This window comes from Bacillota bacterium (assembly GCA_012842395.1).
Taxonomy (GTDB): domain Bacteria; phylum Bacillota; class SHA-98; order UBA4971; family UBA4971; genus UBA6256.
In genome coordinates this window covers 204,099-217,986 of the sequence record DUSX01000018.1, presented here as the reverse complement: position 1 = coordinate 217,986, position 13,888 = coordinate 204,099, and the positions used below count along the sequence as shown (strand labels likewise).

Here is a 13,888-nt window from a genome sequence, read left to right as displayed (position 1 = left end):
GCCTCGCGCGATGCGTAGGTGCGGGGGGCGACGATCCAATTATACACTCCAAAGCTGGACTATGGCAATTCCCCGCTGTCACTAGGGCCTGTCCGACCGGGGGCCCGTGTCGCGGAGGCAAGACGGGCGCTTACTCCAAGGAGCATCTCCCGCACGATCTTGGCGGCAAGGAGCGAGGTGATGTCGGAGAAATCCCACGGCGGCGCGACCTCTACAAGGTCGAAACCTACGACATTCGCGCGCGCGAGAAGCTCTGCGGCATCGAGGATCTCAGACGAGGAACATCCGCCCGGCTCTGGCGTGCCCGTTCCCGGCGCGAAAGCGGGGTCAACCACGTCGATGTCGAGCGTCACGTAGCACGGCCGGTCCCCTAACTGCTCCAGCACAGCTCGCACGGCCGCAGGCACGGGTCCAGCGATCCTGTGCGGACCCCAGCGACCGGGCGCAAACTCCTCGGCCGCCCCTGATCTGATGCCGACCTGGTAAAGGTTGTCCACCCCGACGATCTCCGCAACCCTTCTCAGGACCGTGGCGTGGGAGAGCTTCTGCCCAGCGAACTCGTCTCGGAGGTCAGCATGGGCGTCGAGGTGGACGACGACAAGATCCCCGTGCGCCCCGGCGACAGCCCGCACGCACGGAAGGGTCACGAGATGCTCGCCTCCGAGCGCAAATGGGATCTTGCCGTCTTCGACGATCCTTTCCACGACCTGTCCGATGGCGTCGAGGCTCTTCTCGGTATTGCCGAGCGGGAGGGATACGTCGCCGATGTCAGCAGCCCTCACCGACGCAAGGGTTCGCCCCTGGCTGGGGCTGTACTCCTCGAGGGAGAACGAAACCTCGCGTATCTTGGCGGGTCCGCCGCGCGCACCAGGCCGCCAGCTCGTAGTAAAGTCCATGGGAAGCCCCAGGATTACGATATCGGCGCGATCGTAGTCAGTGCGCGCCCCGAGGAATCCGTCTCTCTTTTCCACGAGGATACTCATATCCAGCATCTCCCACCGCACGTCAACTTCCAAGAGCCACCTATCACCAATCCTGCCCCGCGAGGGGCTGCCCGGTCAGTACACTCGCCCCTCATGCAGGCCCACCGCGTCGCAGCCGAGAGCGCCTGACCCTGCGCGCGGATAGAGCGGGCGCAGCAGAGACGAGGCGTGGGCGGTGTACACCTGCTCGGGACCCTTCTAGTACCAGAGGGCCGCACCTGCAAAGGCACATCCGATCTTCTGAACCACGTGCTCCGTGCCCTTTATGAGGATCTTGTCGGGCACCATCTTCCGGAAAGCGAGAGCCTCGCGTATCATCCTCTCGATGGTGTCCTCAGCTTCCTCCCTCGAGCACTTGCCCCCGAACTCCATGATCACCCCGAAGCTTCCGGAGACGATGCCGACACCGATTGCAGCCGCTATGCGCTCCCCGGGAACGTCGCTGGTGACCGAGCCGTAAGCTGTCGGAGTCAACGAACCCGGCGGTATGTCAAGTGCATCCATGTACTCCGCACCTGGAGGCAGAATGCTCGACACTTTCAGGAGGTTGAGATTCCCGATTCCGGCGGCGAGAAGCGCCTTGTCGAACGCAGTGAGCGCGGTGTCGCCCTCGGAGCTCCCGGCGACAAGGGTGAATTTGCGAGGCGTCGGCAACATACGTTGATCCCTCCACTCTTGATAGACCTCGAACCGACTACATACTATGCTAAGTCGAGTGTCCGCCGCAACATGTCTTTTTCATCCAACCATGATCCGCTCCTCAGGGTACTTGACGGCATTGGCGGCGTGCTGCCTCTGAGCGATGGCCGTTGCCACCGTGAGAGGGCCGACGCGTCCCGCGAACATCGTGGCCATTATGAGAACCTTGCCGAGCGGCGTTAGGTTCGGCGTGAGCCCCATGGAAAGGCCGACTGTCCCGAACGCCGACGTGGCCTCGAAAAGGACCGATAGTAGGTCGTCGTTGCGGGTTATCGACAAAGCCATGGTCATGACGACCACGAGGGCAAGGGATATCATCGAAACCGCCAGAGCCCTGTATACGATCCTTCGGGGGATCCTCCGCTCGAAGACCTCCACGTCCTCCTTGCCCCTGACCACGCTCCTCACCGCAAGAAGGAGGGTGGCGAACGTCGATGTTTTTATCCCACCTCCGGTCGAGCCTGGGGAAGCCCCGATGAACATGAGGATCACCAAGAAAAGCTGCGTGGCCGCCCGCATGTCGCCAATGGATACGGTACTGAACCCGGCCGTGCGTGGTGTGACAGCCTGAAAGTAGGCGCCCAACACCCTCCCGAGCGGACCCAACGGCCCCAGGGTCGCCGGATTATCCCACTCGAGTAGGAATATCACGATCGTCCCGACTGCGATGAGAGTCGCCGTTGTGAGGAGCACCAGCCTCGCATGCAGGCTCAATCGGGTTCCCCTGCGATGTGCCACGACCTCACTCACCACCGAGAAGCCCAGGCCGCCCACAATGATGAGAGAGGTGATCACGAGGTTGACCCAGACATCCGTGGCATACCCCGAGAGGCTCCTGAATCCTCCAAAGAGGTCAATGCCTGAGTTGCAGAATGCGGACACTGCGTGGAACACGCCGTAATAAAGGCATTTCGGAAAACCCATGTCGAAGGACCATCGCGCTGCCAGGAGGAGCGCGCCGGCACCTTCGACGGTCATCGTGACCAGAAGGACTCTCCTGACCAGGCGCACCATTCCCTCAAGGGTCAGGTGATTCATGGCTTCCTGAATGATAAGCCTGTTCCGAAGGGATACCCTTCTGCCGAGCAGAAGGAAGATGAGCGTGGACATGGTCATGATCCCGAGCCCGCCCACCTGAATGAGGAGCAGTATCACGATCTGGCCGAACAATGAGAACTGGTCATGAGTGTCCACGACCACGAGGCCGGTCACGCAGACCGCCGACGTAGACGTGAACAAGGCGTCGAGGAAGGGAAGCGGCGCCCCGTCCCTAGACGAGACGGGAAGCGTCAACAGCAGCGCGCCTACGAGAATCAGGCTCGCAAAGCCGCCCACCAAAACCTGCGCCGGGCTCGCCGCGTTCACTCGGGCCAAGAACCAGCGCCGCCCGGCAGAATGCACACCGGAGATTTCGGAAGCCACAAGTCTGCCCTCCCGGGGAACCCGCAAGAGCTCGTGTTTTCGACGCTCAAGATTATACCACGTCGGCAGGTCTTGTCAACGCAGGGTGGGAACCCCGGTACCGGAGACGGAACCGGCCGTGACAGACCTTGTAAGGCACCGAAACGCCTGAGCGCCGCGCGTCTCGGGCTCTGGGCACCGCACATAATCCACCATTGGTCCTGCGTACCGTGCTACAAGCCCTGGTTTCTCTTCCTGACGGCGCTGGGGTCGTCCGTGCTCCTCGCCCGACTGGGCGCCTGCAATTCGGCCACCCTGCGCGCCGAGTTCGAACGGGGCGAGCCGATGCCGCATGACACGCCGTCCCAGGAGGGCAAGGCCGGTAGCCCTTGCCAGGACCCGCATGCTCAGAATCAGCGCGAACTTGCGCCGGCTTGCGTCCACTTAGCGCCGGGTCAGGCGGCCTTACGCCCGCGCGAATCCGTGGCCGCGCCACGCCTGGCCCTTTGCACATAGGCCTCGGCTCTCAGGACAGCCGTCTCAATCTCGTCCTTTCGCGGAGCCTTGCCGGTGGCTTTCTTGAACTCCTTCACGAAAAGCTCCAGGAACTTATCCATCTTCTCATGGCCTTTTATGCCCCACTCCTTATAGTGTTCCTCGATGTAGTCCACGACGTCCACTGTAGTATCAAGTATCATCTGGTATCTGCGATTTCTCTGGTAAACTTGAAGGCCGTAACCAACGAGGATTATGATGAGCGGTTCCATGACCGCGTCGCTCGTGACCACGTTCCACAACACCCTGAGCCACTTCAACCAAAGTCACCTCGCCTTCTCGGGGAAAAGCCATCCCAAGCATATACTAGGCAGGCAACGTCCGTTTTGTGCAGCGGAGCGAGGGCATGCCCGGGCGTGGCGGAGAAGTGCTGCGCCGAATCGGTGGGCGCGGCGGGCGACCGACCGGGCCGCTCGCGGCCTCCAAGAGCCCGCAATGTCCGCGGAATCATTGACAGGACGACTCAAGGCTGATATCATTCTACTTGAGAGTGCGCCTATAGCTCAGAGGATCAGAGCGCCGGCCTCCGGAGCCGGGTGCGCAGGTTCGAGTCCTGCTAGGCGCACCATTTTTATGCGGTTTTCCTTGTTTATCCGCGGCTTCGCATCCGCTCCGACGATCCGCTGCGAGCTCCAGCGCGCGGGTTCCCCGCGCGACTCAGTTCAGTGTCGTCCCACCTCCCCATCTCCCACATCACGCACCAGGCGCTGCCAAGCTCTCTCCATGCAACGCCCTGGAGCCGACCTGCTGTCTTTCGTGCGACGTACGTGCGTGAAGGCGGAACACGTCCTCCCCAGCCGCCACTAGGTCGTCACGACGGACTTCCCCCTCTCCCGCTTGGCTTTCGACGGTCTCTGTCTCCTCTGGACGCCGAAAGGATAATCGCAAAAGATAGAGAATCATCAATATTATGTTCCGAGCCGGCGAAAGGGGGTAGCGGCACGCCATGGAGCGCACGATAAAGGTCATGGCGGCAGAGAACAATCGGGACATGTGTGAGATCCTCGAGGCTCTTGTCCGCGGCGAGCCGGGCCTTGAATGGGCTGGGTCCGCGGAGGACGGTTTACAGGCGCTCGACATGATCGTGCAGGTCAAACCCGACGTCGTTCTCCTCGATATCATAATGCCTTATCTTGACGGGCTGGAAGTGTTGGAGCGCCTCTCCGAGATGGACCTGCCGAAGAAGCCCGGCATCATCGTTATCACAGCGTTCGAGGAGGAGAGCATGGTAAAGAGGAGCGCGAGGCTCGGCGCAGACTACTACCTTCTGAAGCCCTTCGACGGCGCCTGCCTCCTCAATCGAATACGCCAGGTGGCAGGGGCCGACAGAACCCTGCCTGTGAGAGCCCGGAGCATCCCCGTCGACAGTGCCTGCAGAAGCGCCTCCGACCAAGTAGCAAGAGTGCTTTTCAGAATGGGCGCGCCGACTTATTTCAAGGGGTACCAGTATCTAAAGGAAGCAATCGAGATGGTTCGACGAGACCCAAGCTTGCTCGCAGTCGTCACCAAAGCCCTCTACCCGAAAATAGCCGAGAAACATGCAACCACCCCCCTCATCGTGGAAGCCGCCATCAGGTACACCATACAGAAGACATGGAAGCACGGGAATACAGAGTATCTCAAGAGGGTCTTCGGCCAGTGCGAGGCCTTTCGGGACGGTAAGGCCCCTACGAACTCCTTCTTCATAGCCCGGGTCGCTGAAGAGCTGAGGCTCGGGATGCTAGAGGGGGCCTGAACGCGTTCACCGAGAGACGCGCACGTCGCCTGTGGGCAACAGGCCGAGCCGCGCCGCAAAGAATCTCGCGAGGACTCTCGGAGACTTCAGAAGGCTCGCCGCGAACAGGCGCCGGTAGGAGCCTGGCTCGAACAGAATGTCTGCGAGGAGGAACGCGAGATCGGGGTTGGCCTCCACCATGCGGAACGGCACGCCGTCTTTGACCCCAAGCACTGCCGCGAGGAGCATCGAGAGATGGAACTCCCTCGAGAACTCGGCGCGGCATCTTCGAGTGTACAGGGCTGCCGCGTCCGAGGAGCGGCCGTAGCGTAGTGCGTCCGCGACGGTTTCCGCGGCCATCTTGCCGCTCCGGATGGCGCTGTATATTCCCTCGCCGGAGAAGGGGTCCACGAAGCCTGCGGCATCGCCCGCCAGGAAGACCATTCCCCGGGCGACAGGCCGCCTGAGGCCTCCCGTGGGCAGGAGATGCCCCTTCGCCTTCGGGCACGGGATGCCCAGCTGATGGGCCCCTGCCACGCGGCTGAAATGATCCGCGAACGCGCTGGGGAGCCTGGGCGCGTCAATGGCGGTCGCGCCCACTCCCACGTGCAGCCCGTTCTTTCGGTGGAAAGCCCAACCAAACGCCGCCCTCAGGGGCGGAACGAGGTAAAGCTCGATGAGGTCCGTGTCGGCCGTCTCCCCCGTCGGGGAGCCGGGCGAGAGATCGACTTCAGCGCAGACTGATGCCCCCAGTTCCCACCTGGACCAGCGGCCCCTCACCCCCGCCAGCCTGGCGGTTCTTCCGCACGCGCCATCGGCGCCGATGACCGCCCTTGCCCCGAACCGGCCCCGCCCCGTGGTAACCACGTAACGTTCACGCCGAGAGCCCGTCTCCACCAAGAGCCCAACGAGCGGCGTCTGGTCCAAGAACTCCGCGCCCGCCTCCGCGGCCTTCGAGGCAAGAAAGCTGTCGAACGTCGCGCGTCGCACCGTTACCCCAAGCCGCCTGGAATCCCTTGCCGAGACCGACCCACCCCTGGACGAGATGAGCTTTATGCCCATTATGTCATGTTCGACGACGGCATCTGGCAACTCGAATCCTAGCTCTCTAATGGCCTTTGCCGTCACACCGCCGGCGCACGGCTTGTTCCTCGGAAACTTGGCCTTGTCGATGAGCAGAACCGAGAGGCCCCGCTCAGCTGCCACCCGCGCGGCGGTCGAGCCGGCCGGTCCCGCTCCAACCACCACCACGTCATAGCTGCGCATCATACAGTCTCGATGCCTTGAGGCCCCACTCTCTTTATCTTCTCTTCCTCACCCGTATCCGCGTTCACGTACACGAGATAGGTCTGGTCGTCCAGCGTGCCGCGAAACTCGTACACGAGCGTCTCCTTATAGAAGTCGTCCATGATCACGGCAAGGCGTGAAGCCGTAACGTCCAGCCTCGGGTTCAGCGCGGCCCTAGCCTGGGCCTCAGTGACACCAGGCGGCGCTATCCGCCTCGCTCTGTGGAAGACTTGGTAGTTCGTGCCCTCGAAGCCGTCCACCCTTCCCGTGTCAAGGGCGACCCTAACAACGACCTGGTCCGGATACATGAGCACGCCGTCCTGCTCGCAGGCAAAGCCTATCACCGCGACTCCCTCGTGTACCTGCCTCGAGATCTGCCGCATGTTCTCGAAACCCCTGGAAGCGAGGAAGTCGGCCGCGATGGCCTCCGCCATGGCCGGGGCGACCGTGGCAGCGCCGATCGGCGTCTCATCCATCATCCACAGGACGCGCCCCCCTTTGACGGACACATCCACCCACACGGCACCGCGTCCGCCGCTCGCCGGAATCTGGATCCTGTATGCTTCCGGGTCCGATGGCACCCTCCCGACGACCCCGGCCCGCCTGCCCGCGACAACCGACGGTCCCACAAAGCTCACGGCCACGCGCACGGCCTCATCGGTGCCGATCGCGGCGCCAGGCACTTGCGGCAGCTTCCTCTCGGGGGGCGGCAGCACTCCTTCAAGGTCCGGGGACGGGAACCGCGTCATTCCATCCTCAAGCATTTTGAAACCCTTGGTAACTTGGTTCGACGGTGTGCTCTCCGGCGCGCGTTCGGGCCGGGTGGCTGCAGCAGCCACCGTGTCACGTTGGAACTCTGTCCACCGCAAGGCGCCTGTGGCGAAGTCTTCTCCCATCTTCGCGAGCTCTTCGGCGGCAAACTTGGCTTGCCTGCGGAAATCCCGTAGCACATTCCACTCTCGATCCGTGATGGTCGCGCCGGAGGCTCCCTTCTGTGACAGGGTGTAGGTAAACGCGGCAACCCGGCCGATGAAGTCCTCGGTAGCGGAAAGCGGCACCGTAGCGATGGGAAGCTGGCCTATGGCAGACCTCGCCGACTCCGAATGCCTCCAGGCGTCAGCGAATGCCTTGGCAGTCTGGGTCGTCGAACCGGCCGCGAGAGCCTTGGCGAGCTCCTGCTCGAGGCCGTCGAGGTGATAAACCACTTCCTGAAATGCCCGCTGATACTGGTTCTCCGTTCTCAGCTCGATCTCGCGTCGCAGCCTGTGCTCGCGAAGGGTCACGAGGCCCAGGAGGATCACGACAACGACCCCGCCGAGGCGCAACCAGTCGCGTCTCATGCCATCCACCTCATCTCACGTCACGTGTGATCTGGTCACCTATAGAAGACGTGGCTCCCGATCTGGACCAGGAAACGCCTGGTTGTAATCCACCAGTTGGTCGCCTTGGCCGGATTGTAGTAGTAAAGCGCTCCTCCCGTGGGGTCCCACCCTGCGAGTGCATCCTGAGCGGCGCGGATCGCGGACGCTGTCGGTGGCAACCAGATAGTCCCCTGGGACACAGCGGTGAACGCGTCGGGCTCGAAGATGACCCCCGGGATGGTCTTTGGGAAATGAGGGTGTTCCACGCGGTTGAGAATGACCGCGCCCACCGCCACCTGCCCCACGTACGGCTCGCCCTTCGCCTCAGCCGAGATCACGCGGGCCATGAGATCGAAGTTATAGTCGTACGCCTGGCCAGGCGCCGCGAGCTCCCACGACGTCGGAGCCACAGCCGTGGTTGGAGCCGCCGAAGAGCGGGCGTCGACGTCAGCCCTTGCCGGCCACGTCTCGGCAGCGGGCGCGCGCCCCCCGAGACGAACGTACCACACAACAGCTACGAGAGCCACGAGGACGAGAAGCGCGATGCATATTCTTCCAGCCTTGTACACTTGCCACCACTTCCCGCGGCCGCCAAAGGTCCGGGATTATTATTCCGCGCGACGAAGTCGATATGCGCCGAGGCAGCGTGCAGCCGCCTGGCCCGACGACCACCGACTTGACCACCTCGCCCCATGGTATGTTGACGACGGTCGGCAGGGAGCGCCGGGGCGGCGTGCGGTTGCGCCCGGCGCCGCTTTCATTAGCCTGGATGCGCAATATGCATATAATTGCGAACAGATGACGCCTTTCATGCCCTTTAGCGGTGCAGTGCCTGTGTACGCTGTTTGCGGTGCGCGAAAAAGAGACCGATAATGAGGGTGACAGTAATGATTACTAGTTAGTAAATAGTATTACCTAGCAGTTGTCACAGGTTCGGTTTTCCATTGGCTTTGTCTTTTCCCGTGCCGACGAAGCTCTTCCGCGTCAGGCGTGGGCGTGAGGACGGCACGGCATCGCTCGCGTCTCGAGGGCGGGAAGGCGACGCTTCTGGAAGACACCCCCTGCCGACCAAGCAGGGTAATGAGTCTGGTGGTGAGCGCGACATGAGAGATGTAACCAGACGATCCATCGCGGATGAGCTCCGCGGGGCGGGGATAAGACCTACACCCCAAAGAGTTGCTGTATACGAAATGCTCAAAGGCACCACAAGTCACCCAAGCGTGGACGCGGTGTACGAGGCACTCAAGCCCGCCTTTCCGACGCTGAGTCTCAATACTGTCTACTGTACGCTCCAGGCCCTGGTCTCCGCGGGGCTCGTCCGGAGACTTGCCATGCGTGAGAACGTGTTTCGCTACGACGCCAACGCCTTGCCGCACGCGCATTTCGTGTGCACGATATGCGGGCGCGTGGAGGACACGCCGCGGGAGGTGGATGAGGACCTCGCAGAGCTCGAGCCCCGTCTTGAGGCGAAGATCCCACGTCTTGTCGTCGACCACGACCACTACTTTTACGGGTACTGCAAGGATTGCGAGGCGCGTTTTGGCCAGATGGACGCTGCCGACTCGCGCCGGCGCCCCGGCCTCGAGGAGAGGACGGGAAAACCAACGAAAGGAGAGGAATAGAATGGCAGAGCTTGTGTGTGAAGTCAAGCTGGGGGTAACGAGAGGGACCGAGCTTGAGGAAGCGGTGAACATGAACCTCAGAGGCGAGTCAAGTGAGGTGGGCGTGTACCTGGCCATGGCCCGGCAGGCCGAGCGCGAGGGATACCCCGAGGTCGCGGCGGCACTCGTCAGGATAGCCATGGAGGAGGCCTGGCACGCAGCCCATTTCGCGGAGCTCAACGGCGTCATATCCGCCAGCACCAAGGAAAACCTGGAGAGGATGCTCAAGGGCGAGCAGGCAGCGAACAAAGGCAAGAGAGAATCTGCCGTGAAGGCAAAGGAGCTCGGCATCGACCCCGCCCACGACTTCTTCGACGAATCCTCCCGTGACGAGGCCCGACACGCCCAGATGCTCGAAGGGCTCCTGAAGCGCTACTTCGCGTGAGCCCCGGGCCTAGCCTCTCTGACCTACGAGGATCCGGCGGTCAAGAACCGAGCCACGATTCGGATGGCAGAGCGCGCATAGTGAGCAAGGCGAAAGCTAGGTGGGGACGGGTTTCCGCCCCACCTAGCCTTCTCGGACCGAGAGCACCGGCAACCCCAGCGGCGTCAAGAAAGGAGACGAGGACTTGTGGCGCCGTGCTTAGACGGCCTGGACCGCCACCGGAATCCCGCGGCACGGCGGTCAGTCGAACTCAAAGGCGGACTTGACTACCTTGCTTGCGGATTTGTGCAGGTTCGCCTCGATGGCCTTCTTGTAATCCTCGACTCTGAACTTGTGGGTGAGGAGCCGAGAGAGGGACACCTTGCCGTTCTTGATGAGCTCGTACGCCAGCCTGTACGTCGTGGTCTTCCTGCCCTCGTAAGTCTCGCCGCCGCACCAGAACGACCCGCGGACCGTGATCTCGTTAAGCCAGATGGGCGTCCAATCCACGCCCTTTGGGAACGCCGCGAGGCCCACGAGCACCATCCTCCCGCCGGACCGCGTGAACCTCAATGCGTCGTCGATGCTCGTGGAGCTCCCAACGCATTCGAAGACGACATCGGCGCCACCCTGCACGATCCTCTTGCCGACCATGGGCTTGAGAACCTTCCCGCCAAGGGTTTTCGCGAGGTCTCCGAAGTAGTCCGCGCTGGCGCGCGAGCACACCACGTCGTCTGCGCCGAAAGCGCGCGCGAGCTCGGCCTGGAACGGGTACTTCGCCATCACCACCACCCGCGCCCGGCTCCCCAGGGCCCGGAGCGCCGCAACCACCGATATGCCTATGACCCCCGCGCCCATGACGAGGCACGTGTCCCGGTCATCAGGGAAATTGCGGAGGACCGGGTGAAGCGCGGAGCAGAATGCATCGACGACCACCGCGTCCTCGAACGTCACGTCGTCATCAAGTGGAATGACCTGGGACTTGTGAGCGACGAAGAACTCGCCCCAACCGCCCCCCGTGTCACGGCAGAGGCCAATGGCGAACCCGGGTGAGACTATTCCTTCGGTGAAGTTCTGACACAGCGAATAGTCTCCGCGCTTGCAGAAGTCGCACGGCTCCGCTATCTCCCGTGGACCGCACGATAGGACAGGGTCGACGAGCACCCTCTGGCCGACGCGGACGTTATCTACGTTCGCCCCCACCTCCACCACAGTACCGCAGTTCTCATGGCCGAAGGTGAACGGAAACGACACATACGGCGACGAGCTGGGGCTGTCATGCAGGAGAATGAGGTTGATATCGCTTCCGCATATCCCCGAATACCGGGTCTTCACCTTCACCCAGTTCGCGCTGGGCAGCCTGGGCTCCTGCACATCGCGCAGCACCACGCCGGATGCAGGGCCATAAAAGGCTCTCTCCGTAAGCGCCCCCGCCGCCTTGGAGAAGAGGTAGCGCGGGACGGTGCCGAGGAATTGCACCGCCTTCATAGCGCGGCCTGCCTCCTTGCCCCGATGATGCCCAGCTTCGCCCCGGCCTTCTCCAGGCAGTCCAGGGCGAAATCAATGTCCTCGTCGGTGTGAGACGCGAGAACGTTCGCGCGGAGCCTGCATGTCTTCGGTGGAACCGCGGGCGGCAGGATCGGGCAGATGAATATACCCTCGTTGTGGAGGAGCATCGTGAGCCTGAGAGTGGTCTCCTCGTCACCGATTACGATTGGGATCACCGAGCTTTTCGTGTTGAGCGTGTTATAGCCGAGCTCGTTCAGCCCGTCCACGAATCTCTTGATGTTACGGCGCAGTTTCCCAATGCGCCACTGCTCCTCTTCTATGACGTCGAAGGCTTCGCGCGCCGCCGCGACGGCCGCCGGTGGAAGCGCCGCGGAGAATACGAACCCTCTTGCGTTGTGGCGGAGGAACGAGATGAAGTCAGCCCTGCCGGCGGCATATCCGCCCACGGCAGGGATGGTCTTCGACAGAGACCCGGTTAGGATGTCTATCGCCCCCGCGGGAAGCCCGAAGTACTCCTGAATGCCGTGGCCGGTCTCGCCCAGGACACCGAGGGAGTGCGCTTCGTCCACGAGGAGCCACGCATCGTACTTTCGGACGAGCTCGATGAGCTCCGGCACCGGCGCCACGTCGCCGTCCATACTGTACACAGCGTCCACGATGACGAGCTTGCCACGGTACTTGTCCTTCGCATCCGCCAAAATGCGCTCCACGTCCTCAAGGTTGTTGTGCTTCGCCCAGATGAACTCAGCCCTCGAAAGCCTGCAGCCGTCTACGAGGCTCGCATGGGACAGCTCGTCGCAAATCACAGCGTCGCCTTTGCCCATCAGTGATGAGATGGTGGCCACGTTCGCGAGGAACCCGCTGTTGAAGGCGATAGCGTCCTCGGTCCTCATGAACTCCGCCATCCTCTTCTCGAGAGCGACGTGAAGCTTGGTCGTGCCCGCGAGGATTCGCACGCCGTGGGTGCCCGTCCCGAACTCGTTGGTGGCCTCGTTGGCCGCGGCGTTGATCCTTGGATGAGTGATAAGGCCGAGGTACGAGTACGACGAGAATATCACCTTCCACTCGCCGTCGATCTGCACCCTCGCCCCGTCGAGCGCGTCCACCTGCTGCAAATAGTAATAGAGGTTCTCGTTCTTCACCTTGGTAAGCCTGCTAGAAAAAGCGTTGACCCTTCTCTGAAGGGAATTCACAGGCGTCGACATGCTGACACTGCCTCCTCGCGGCCGACCCGCGCCTAGATTATGGATAAACATCCTGAGGACAGTCTACCACCCGGCGTCAGCGAGTGTCAACATTTTTGTGCACACCGCCCACCAGGCACGGAGTCCTGTATCTCGCCGGGCAGCGTGAGAGCTCGGGCCGCGGACGGCACGGTAGGGGCGATTTCGTAGCGCGGCCCGCGCGCGTATGATATGATTATCACGGTGATCGGCATCATGGTAAGCGGCCACCTGTGGAGCGGCTTGATTGCCGATTGCCGCCACCCACCACAGGACAAGAAAGAACGAAACGGGCGGTGATGATTGTGCGGCTCTCCTCAATCGTCGAGCACCTAGACTCTTACCTGCGCGTCCCAGAGATCGACGACTCTTCCGTCAATGGGCTGCAGGTGGAGACAGACAGGGACATCACGCGTATCGCAGCGGCTGTCGACGCAAGCCTCGAGGCCTTCACACGCGCAAAAGAAGCCGGCGCCCAGCTCCTCCTCGTCCACCATGGCCTTTTCTGGGGGAGAGCGCCACTCCGGGGGGCGCTCTACAAGCGGGTGAGATTTCTCATCGAGCATGGCGTCGGCCTGTACGCTGCCCACCTCCCCTTGGACATGCATCCTGAGGTTGGCAACAACGCCCAGCTCGCGAGGATGATCGGCCTCGCAAATCCGAAGCCTTTCCTCCGATACAGGGGCTCGCTCATAGGTGTCATCGGCGAGGTGGAGAGGACGAGCGTGAAGGACCTCGCCGCCACGGTGGAGCGGGGCCTGGGTTCGCCGGTGACGCTTCTCGGGTTCGGAAGGCGCGAGGTTGTCCGTGTGGCGATATGCAGCGGCGGTGGCGGGCCTGACCTCATGCAGGCGGTCGAAGCCGGGGCAGACGTATACCTCACCGGCGAGACGAGCCATGAGGCAGCCACCCTTGCGCGGGACGCCGGGATCAACGTCATCTTCGCTGGTCACTACGCCACGGAAACCCTTGGGCCCAAGGCGCTCGCAAGACACGTCGAGGAGACCTTCGGCATACCCGCCGTGTTCGTGGAGAGCCCCACCGGGCTGTAGGCCGCGTCCTTCATGTTGCGAGGCCGGTCCCCGACCGGTCGGTCCTGCATGCTCCCGCCCACGACACCCCTCGTGCCGC

General features: G+C 62.5%; 13 protein-coding genes and 1 tRNA gene. 5 read left to right on the top strand and 9 right to left on the bottom strand.

The annotated features are described in order from the left end of the window. Positions 1–59: 59 nt before the first annotated feature. The 4 genes from speB to GX515_07075 all read right to left on the bottom strand — a co-directional run bounded on the left by speB (position 60) and on the right by GX515_07075 (position 3,850). A complete protein-coding gene (gene speB, locus GX515_07090; GenBank protein ID HHY32775.1) occupies positions 60–983 on the bottom strand; it encodes an agmatinase in 924 nt (307 codons plus the stop codon). Between the two features lie 198 nt (positions 984–1,181). Beyond that, positions 1,182–1,640, bottom strand: coding sequence for an arginine decarboxylase, pyruvoyl-dependent (locus tag GX515_07085; GenBank protein HHY32774.1), 459 nt, complete (start codon positions 1,638–1,640; stop codon positions 1,182–1,184). A gap of 81 nt (positions 1,641–1,721) precedes the next feature. Next, positions 1,722–3,056, bottom strand: coding sequence for a Trk family potassium uptake protein (locus GX515_07080; GenBank protein HHY32773.1), 1,335 nt, complete (start codon positions 3,054–3,056; stop codon positions 1,722–1,724). A gap of 482 nt (positions 3,057–3,538) precedes the next feature. Then, positions 3,539–3,850 (bottom strand): hypothetical protein, encoded by a 312-nt coding sequence (locus tag GX515_07075; protein HHY32772.1) that lies wholly within the window; start codon positions 3,848–3,850, stop codon positions 3,539–3,541. A gap of 280 nt (positions 3,851–4,130) precedes the next feature. Between GX515_07075 and GX515_07070 the strand changes: the two genes are divergently transcribed. Both GX515_07070 and spo0A read left to right on the top strand, forming a co-directional pair. After that, positions 4,131–4,206: transfer RNA gene (locus tag GX515_07070), tRNA-Arg, on the top strand. Positions 4,207–4,584: 378 nt separating this feature from the next. Next, positions 4,585–5,373, top strand: coding sequence for a sporulation transcription factor Spo0A (gene spo0A, locus GX515_07065; GenBank protein HHY32771.1), 789 nt, complete (start codon positions 4,585–4,587; stop codon positions 5,371–5,373). Between the two features lie 6 nt (positions 5,374–5,379). On the opposite strand, the gene GX515_07060 is transcribed toward spo0A, so the two are convergent. From GX515_07060 to GX515_07050, 3 genes are read right to left on the bottom strand one after another with little or no spacing between them, the layout of a single operon-like run. Beyond that, positions 5,380–6,621, bottom strand: a complete 1,242-nt coding sequence (locus GX515_07060; GenBank protein ID HHY32770.1) for a geranylgeranyl reductase family protein — start codon at positions 6,619–6,621, stop codon at positions 5,380–5,382. Next, positions 6,618–7,979: a germination protein YpeB gene (gene ypeB, locus GX515_07055; protein HHY32769.1), complete on the bottom strand. Its 1,362-nt coding sequence runs from the start codon at positions 7,977–7,979 to the stop codon at positions 6,618–6,620. The genes GX515_07060 and ypeB overlap by 4 nt, the downstream gene beginning before the upstream one ends. Before the next feature lie 35 nt (positions 7,980–8,014). Then, on the bottom strand, positions 8,015–8,347 hold the full coding sequence (locus GX515_07050; protein ID HHY32768.1) for a hypothetical protein: 333 nt from the start codon (positions 8,345–8,347) through the stop codon (positions 8,015–8,017). A 756-nt stretch (positions 8,348–9,103) separates the two neighbouring features. Here GX515_07050 and GX515_07045 point away from each other — a divergent pair. Both GX515_07045 and GX515_07040 read left to right on the top strand, forming a co-directional pair. Continuing rightward, positions 9,104–9,622: a transcriptional repressor gene (locus GX515_07045; GenBank protein ID HHY32767.1), complete on the top strand. Its 519-nt coding sequence runs from the start codon at positions 9,104–9,106 to the stop codon at positions 9,620–9,622. A 1-nt stretch (position 9,623) separates the two neighbouring features. Then, entirely contained in the window at positions 9,624–10,046 is a 423-nt protein-coding gene (locus tag GX515_07040; protein HHY32766.1) for a rubrerythrin family protein, read from the top strand. Positions 10,047–10,286: 240 nt separating this feature from the next. On the opposite strand, the gene GX515_07035 is transcribed toward GX515_07040, so the two are convergent. Both GX515_07035 and GX515_07030 read right to left on the bottom strand, forming a co-directional pair. Then, the gene (locus GX515_07035) at positions 10,287–11,513 is read right to left on the bottom strand and encodes an alcohol dehydrogenase catalytic domain-containing protein (protein HHY32765.1); all 1,227 of its coding nucleotides are present in this window, start codon (positions 11,511–11,513) and stop codon (positions 10,287–10,289) included. Beyond that, complete coding sequence (locus tag GX515_07030) at positions 11,510–12,739, bottom strand: pyridoxal phosphate-dependent aminotransferase family protein (GenBank protein HHY32764.1); 1,230 nt, start codon at positions 12,737–12,739, stop codon at positions 11,510–11,512. The genes GX515_07035 and GX515_07030 overlap by 4 nt, the downstream gene beginning before the upstream one ends. Before the next feature lie 314 nt (positions 12,740–13,053). Here GX515_07030 and GX515_07025 point away from each other — a divergent pair, with 314 nt between their 5' ends. Continuing rightward, complete coding sequence (locus GX515_07025; GenBank protein HHY32763.1) at positions 13,054–13,809, top strand: Nif3-like dinuclear metal center hexameric protein; 756 nt, start codon at positions 13,054–13,056, stop codon at positions 13,807–13,809. Positions 13,810–13,888 lie beyond the last annotated feature (79 nt).

Excerpts from the sequence above, each read along its gene's own strand:
- speB (HHY32775.1), bottom strand. The coding sequence starts at position 983 with ATGAGTATCCTCGTGGAAAAGAGAGACGGATTCCTCGGGGCGCGCACT.
- GX515_07085 (HHY32774.1), bottom strand. The coding sequence starts at position 1,640 with ATGTTGCCGACGCCTCGCAAATTCACCCTTGTCGCCGGGAGCTCCGAG.
- GX515_07075 (HHY32772.1), bottom strand. The coding sequence starts at position 3,850 with ATGGAACCGCTCATCATAATCCTCGTTGGTTACGGCCTTCAAGTTTAC.
- spo0A (HHY32771.1), top strand. The coding sequence starts at position 4,585 with ATGGAGCGCACGATAAAGGTCATGGCGGCAGAGAACAATCGGGACATG.
- GX515_07060 (HHY32770.1), bottom strand. The coding sequence starts at position 6,621 with ATGATGCGCAGCTATGACGTGGTGGTGGTTGGAGCGGGACCGGCCGGC.
- ypeB (HHY32769.1), bottom strand. The coding sequence starts at position 7,979 with ATGAGACGCGACTGGTTGCGCCTCGGCGGGGTCGTTGTCGTGATCCTC.
- GX515_07050 (HHY32768.1), bottom strand. The coding sequence starts at position 8,347 with ATGGCCCGCGTGATCTCGGCTGAGGCGAAGGGCGAGCCGTACGTGGGG.
- GX515_07045 (HHY32767.1), top strand. The coding sequence starts at position 9,104 with ATGAGAGATGTAACCAGACGATCCATCGCGGATGAGCTCCGCGGGGCG.
- GX515_07040 (HHY32766.1), top strand. The coding sequence starts at position 9,624 with ATGGCAGAGCTTGTGTGTGAAGTCAAGCTGGGGGTAACGAGAGGGACC.
- GX515_07035 (HHY32765.1), bottom strand. The coding sequence starts at position 11,513 with ATGAAGGCGGTGCAATTCCTCGGCACCGTCCCGCGCTACCTCTTCTCC.
- GX515_07030 (HHY32764.1), bottom strand. The coding sequence starts at position 12,739 with ATGTCGACGCCTGTGAATTCCCTTCAGAGAAGGGTCAACGCTTTTTCT.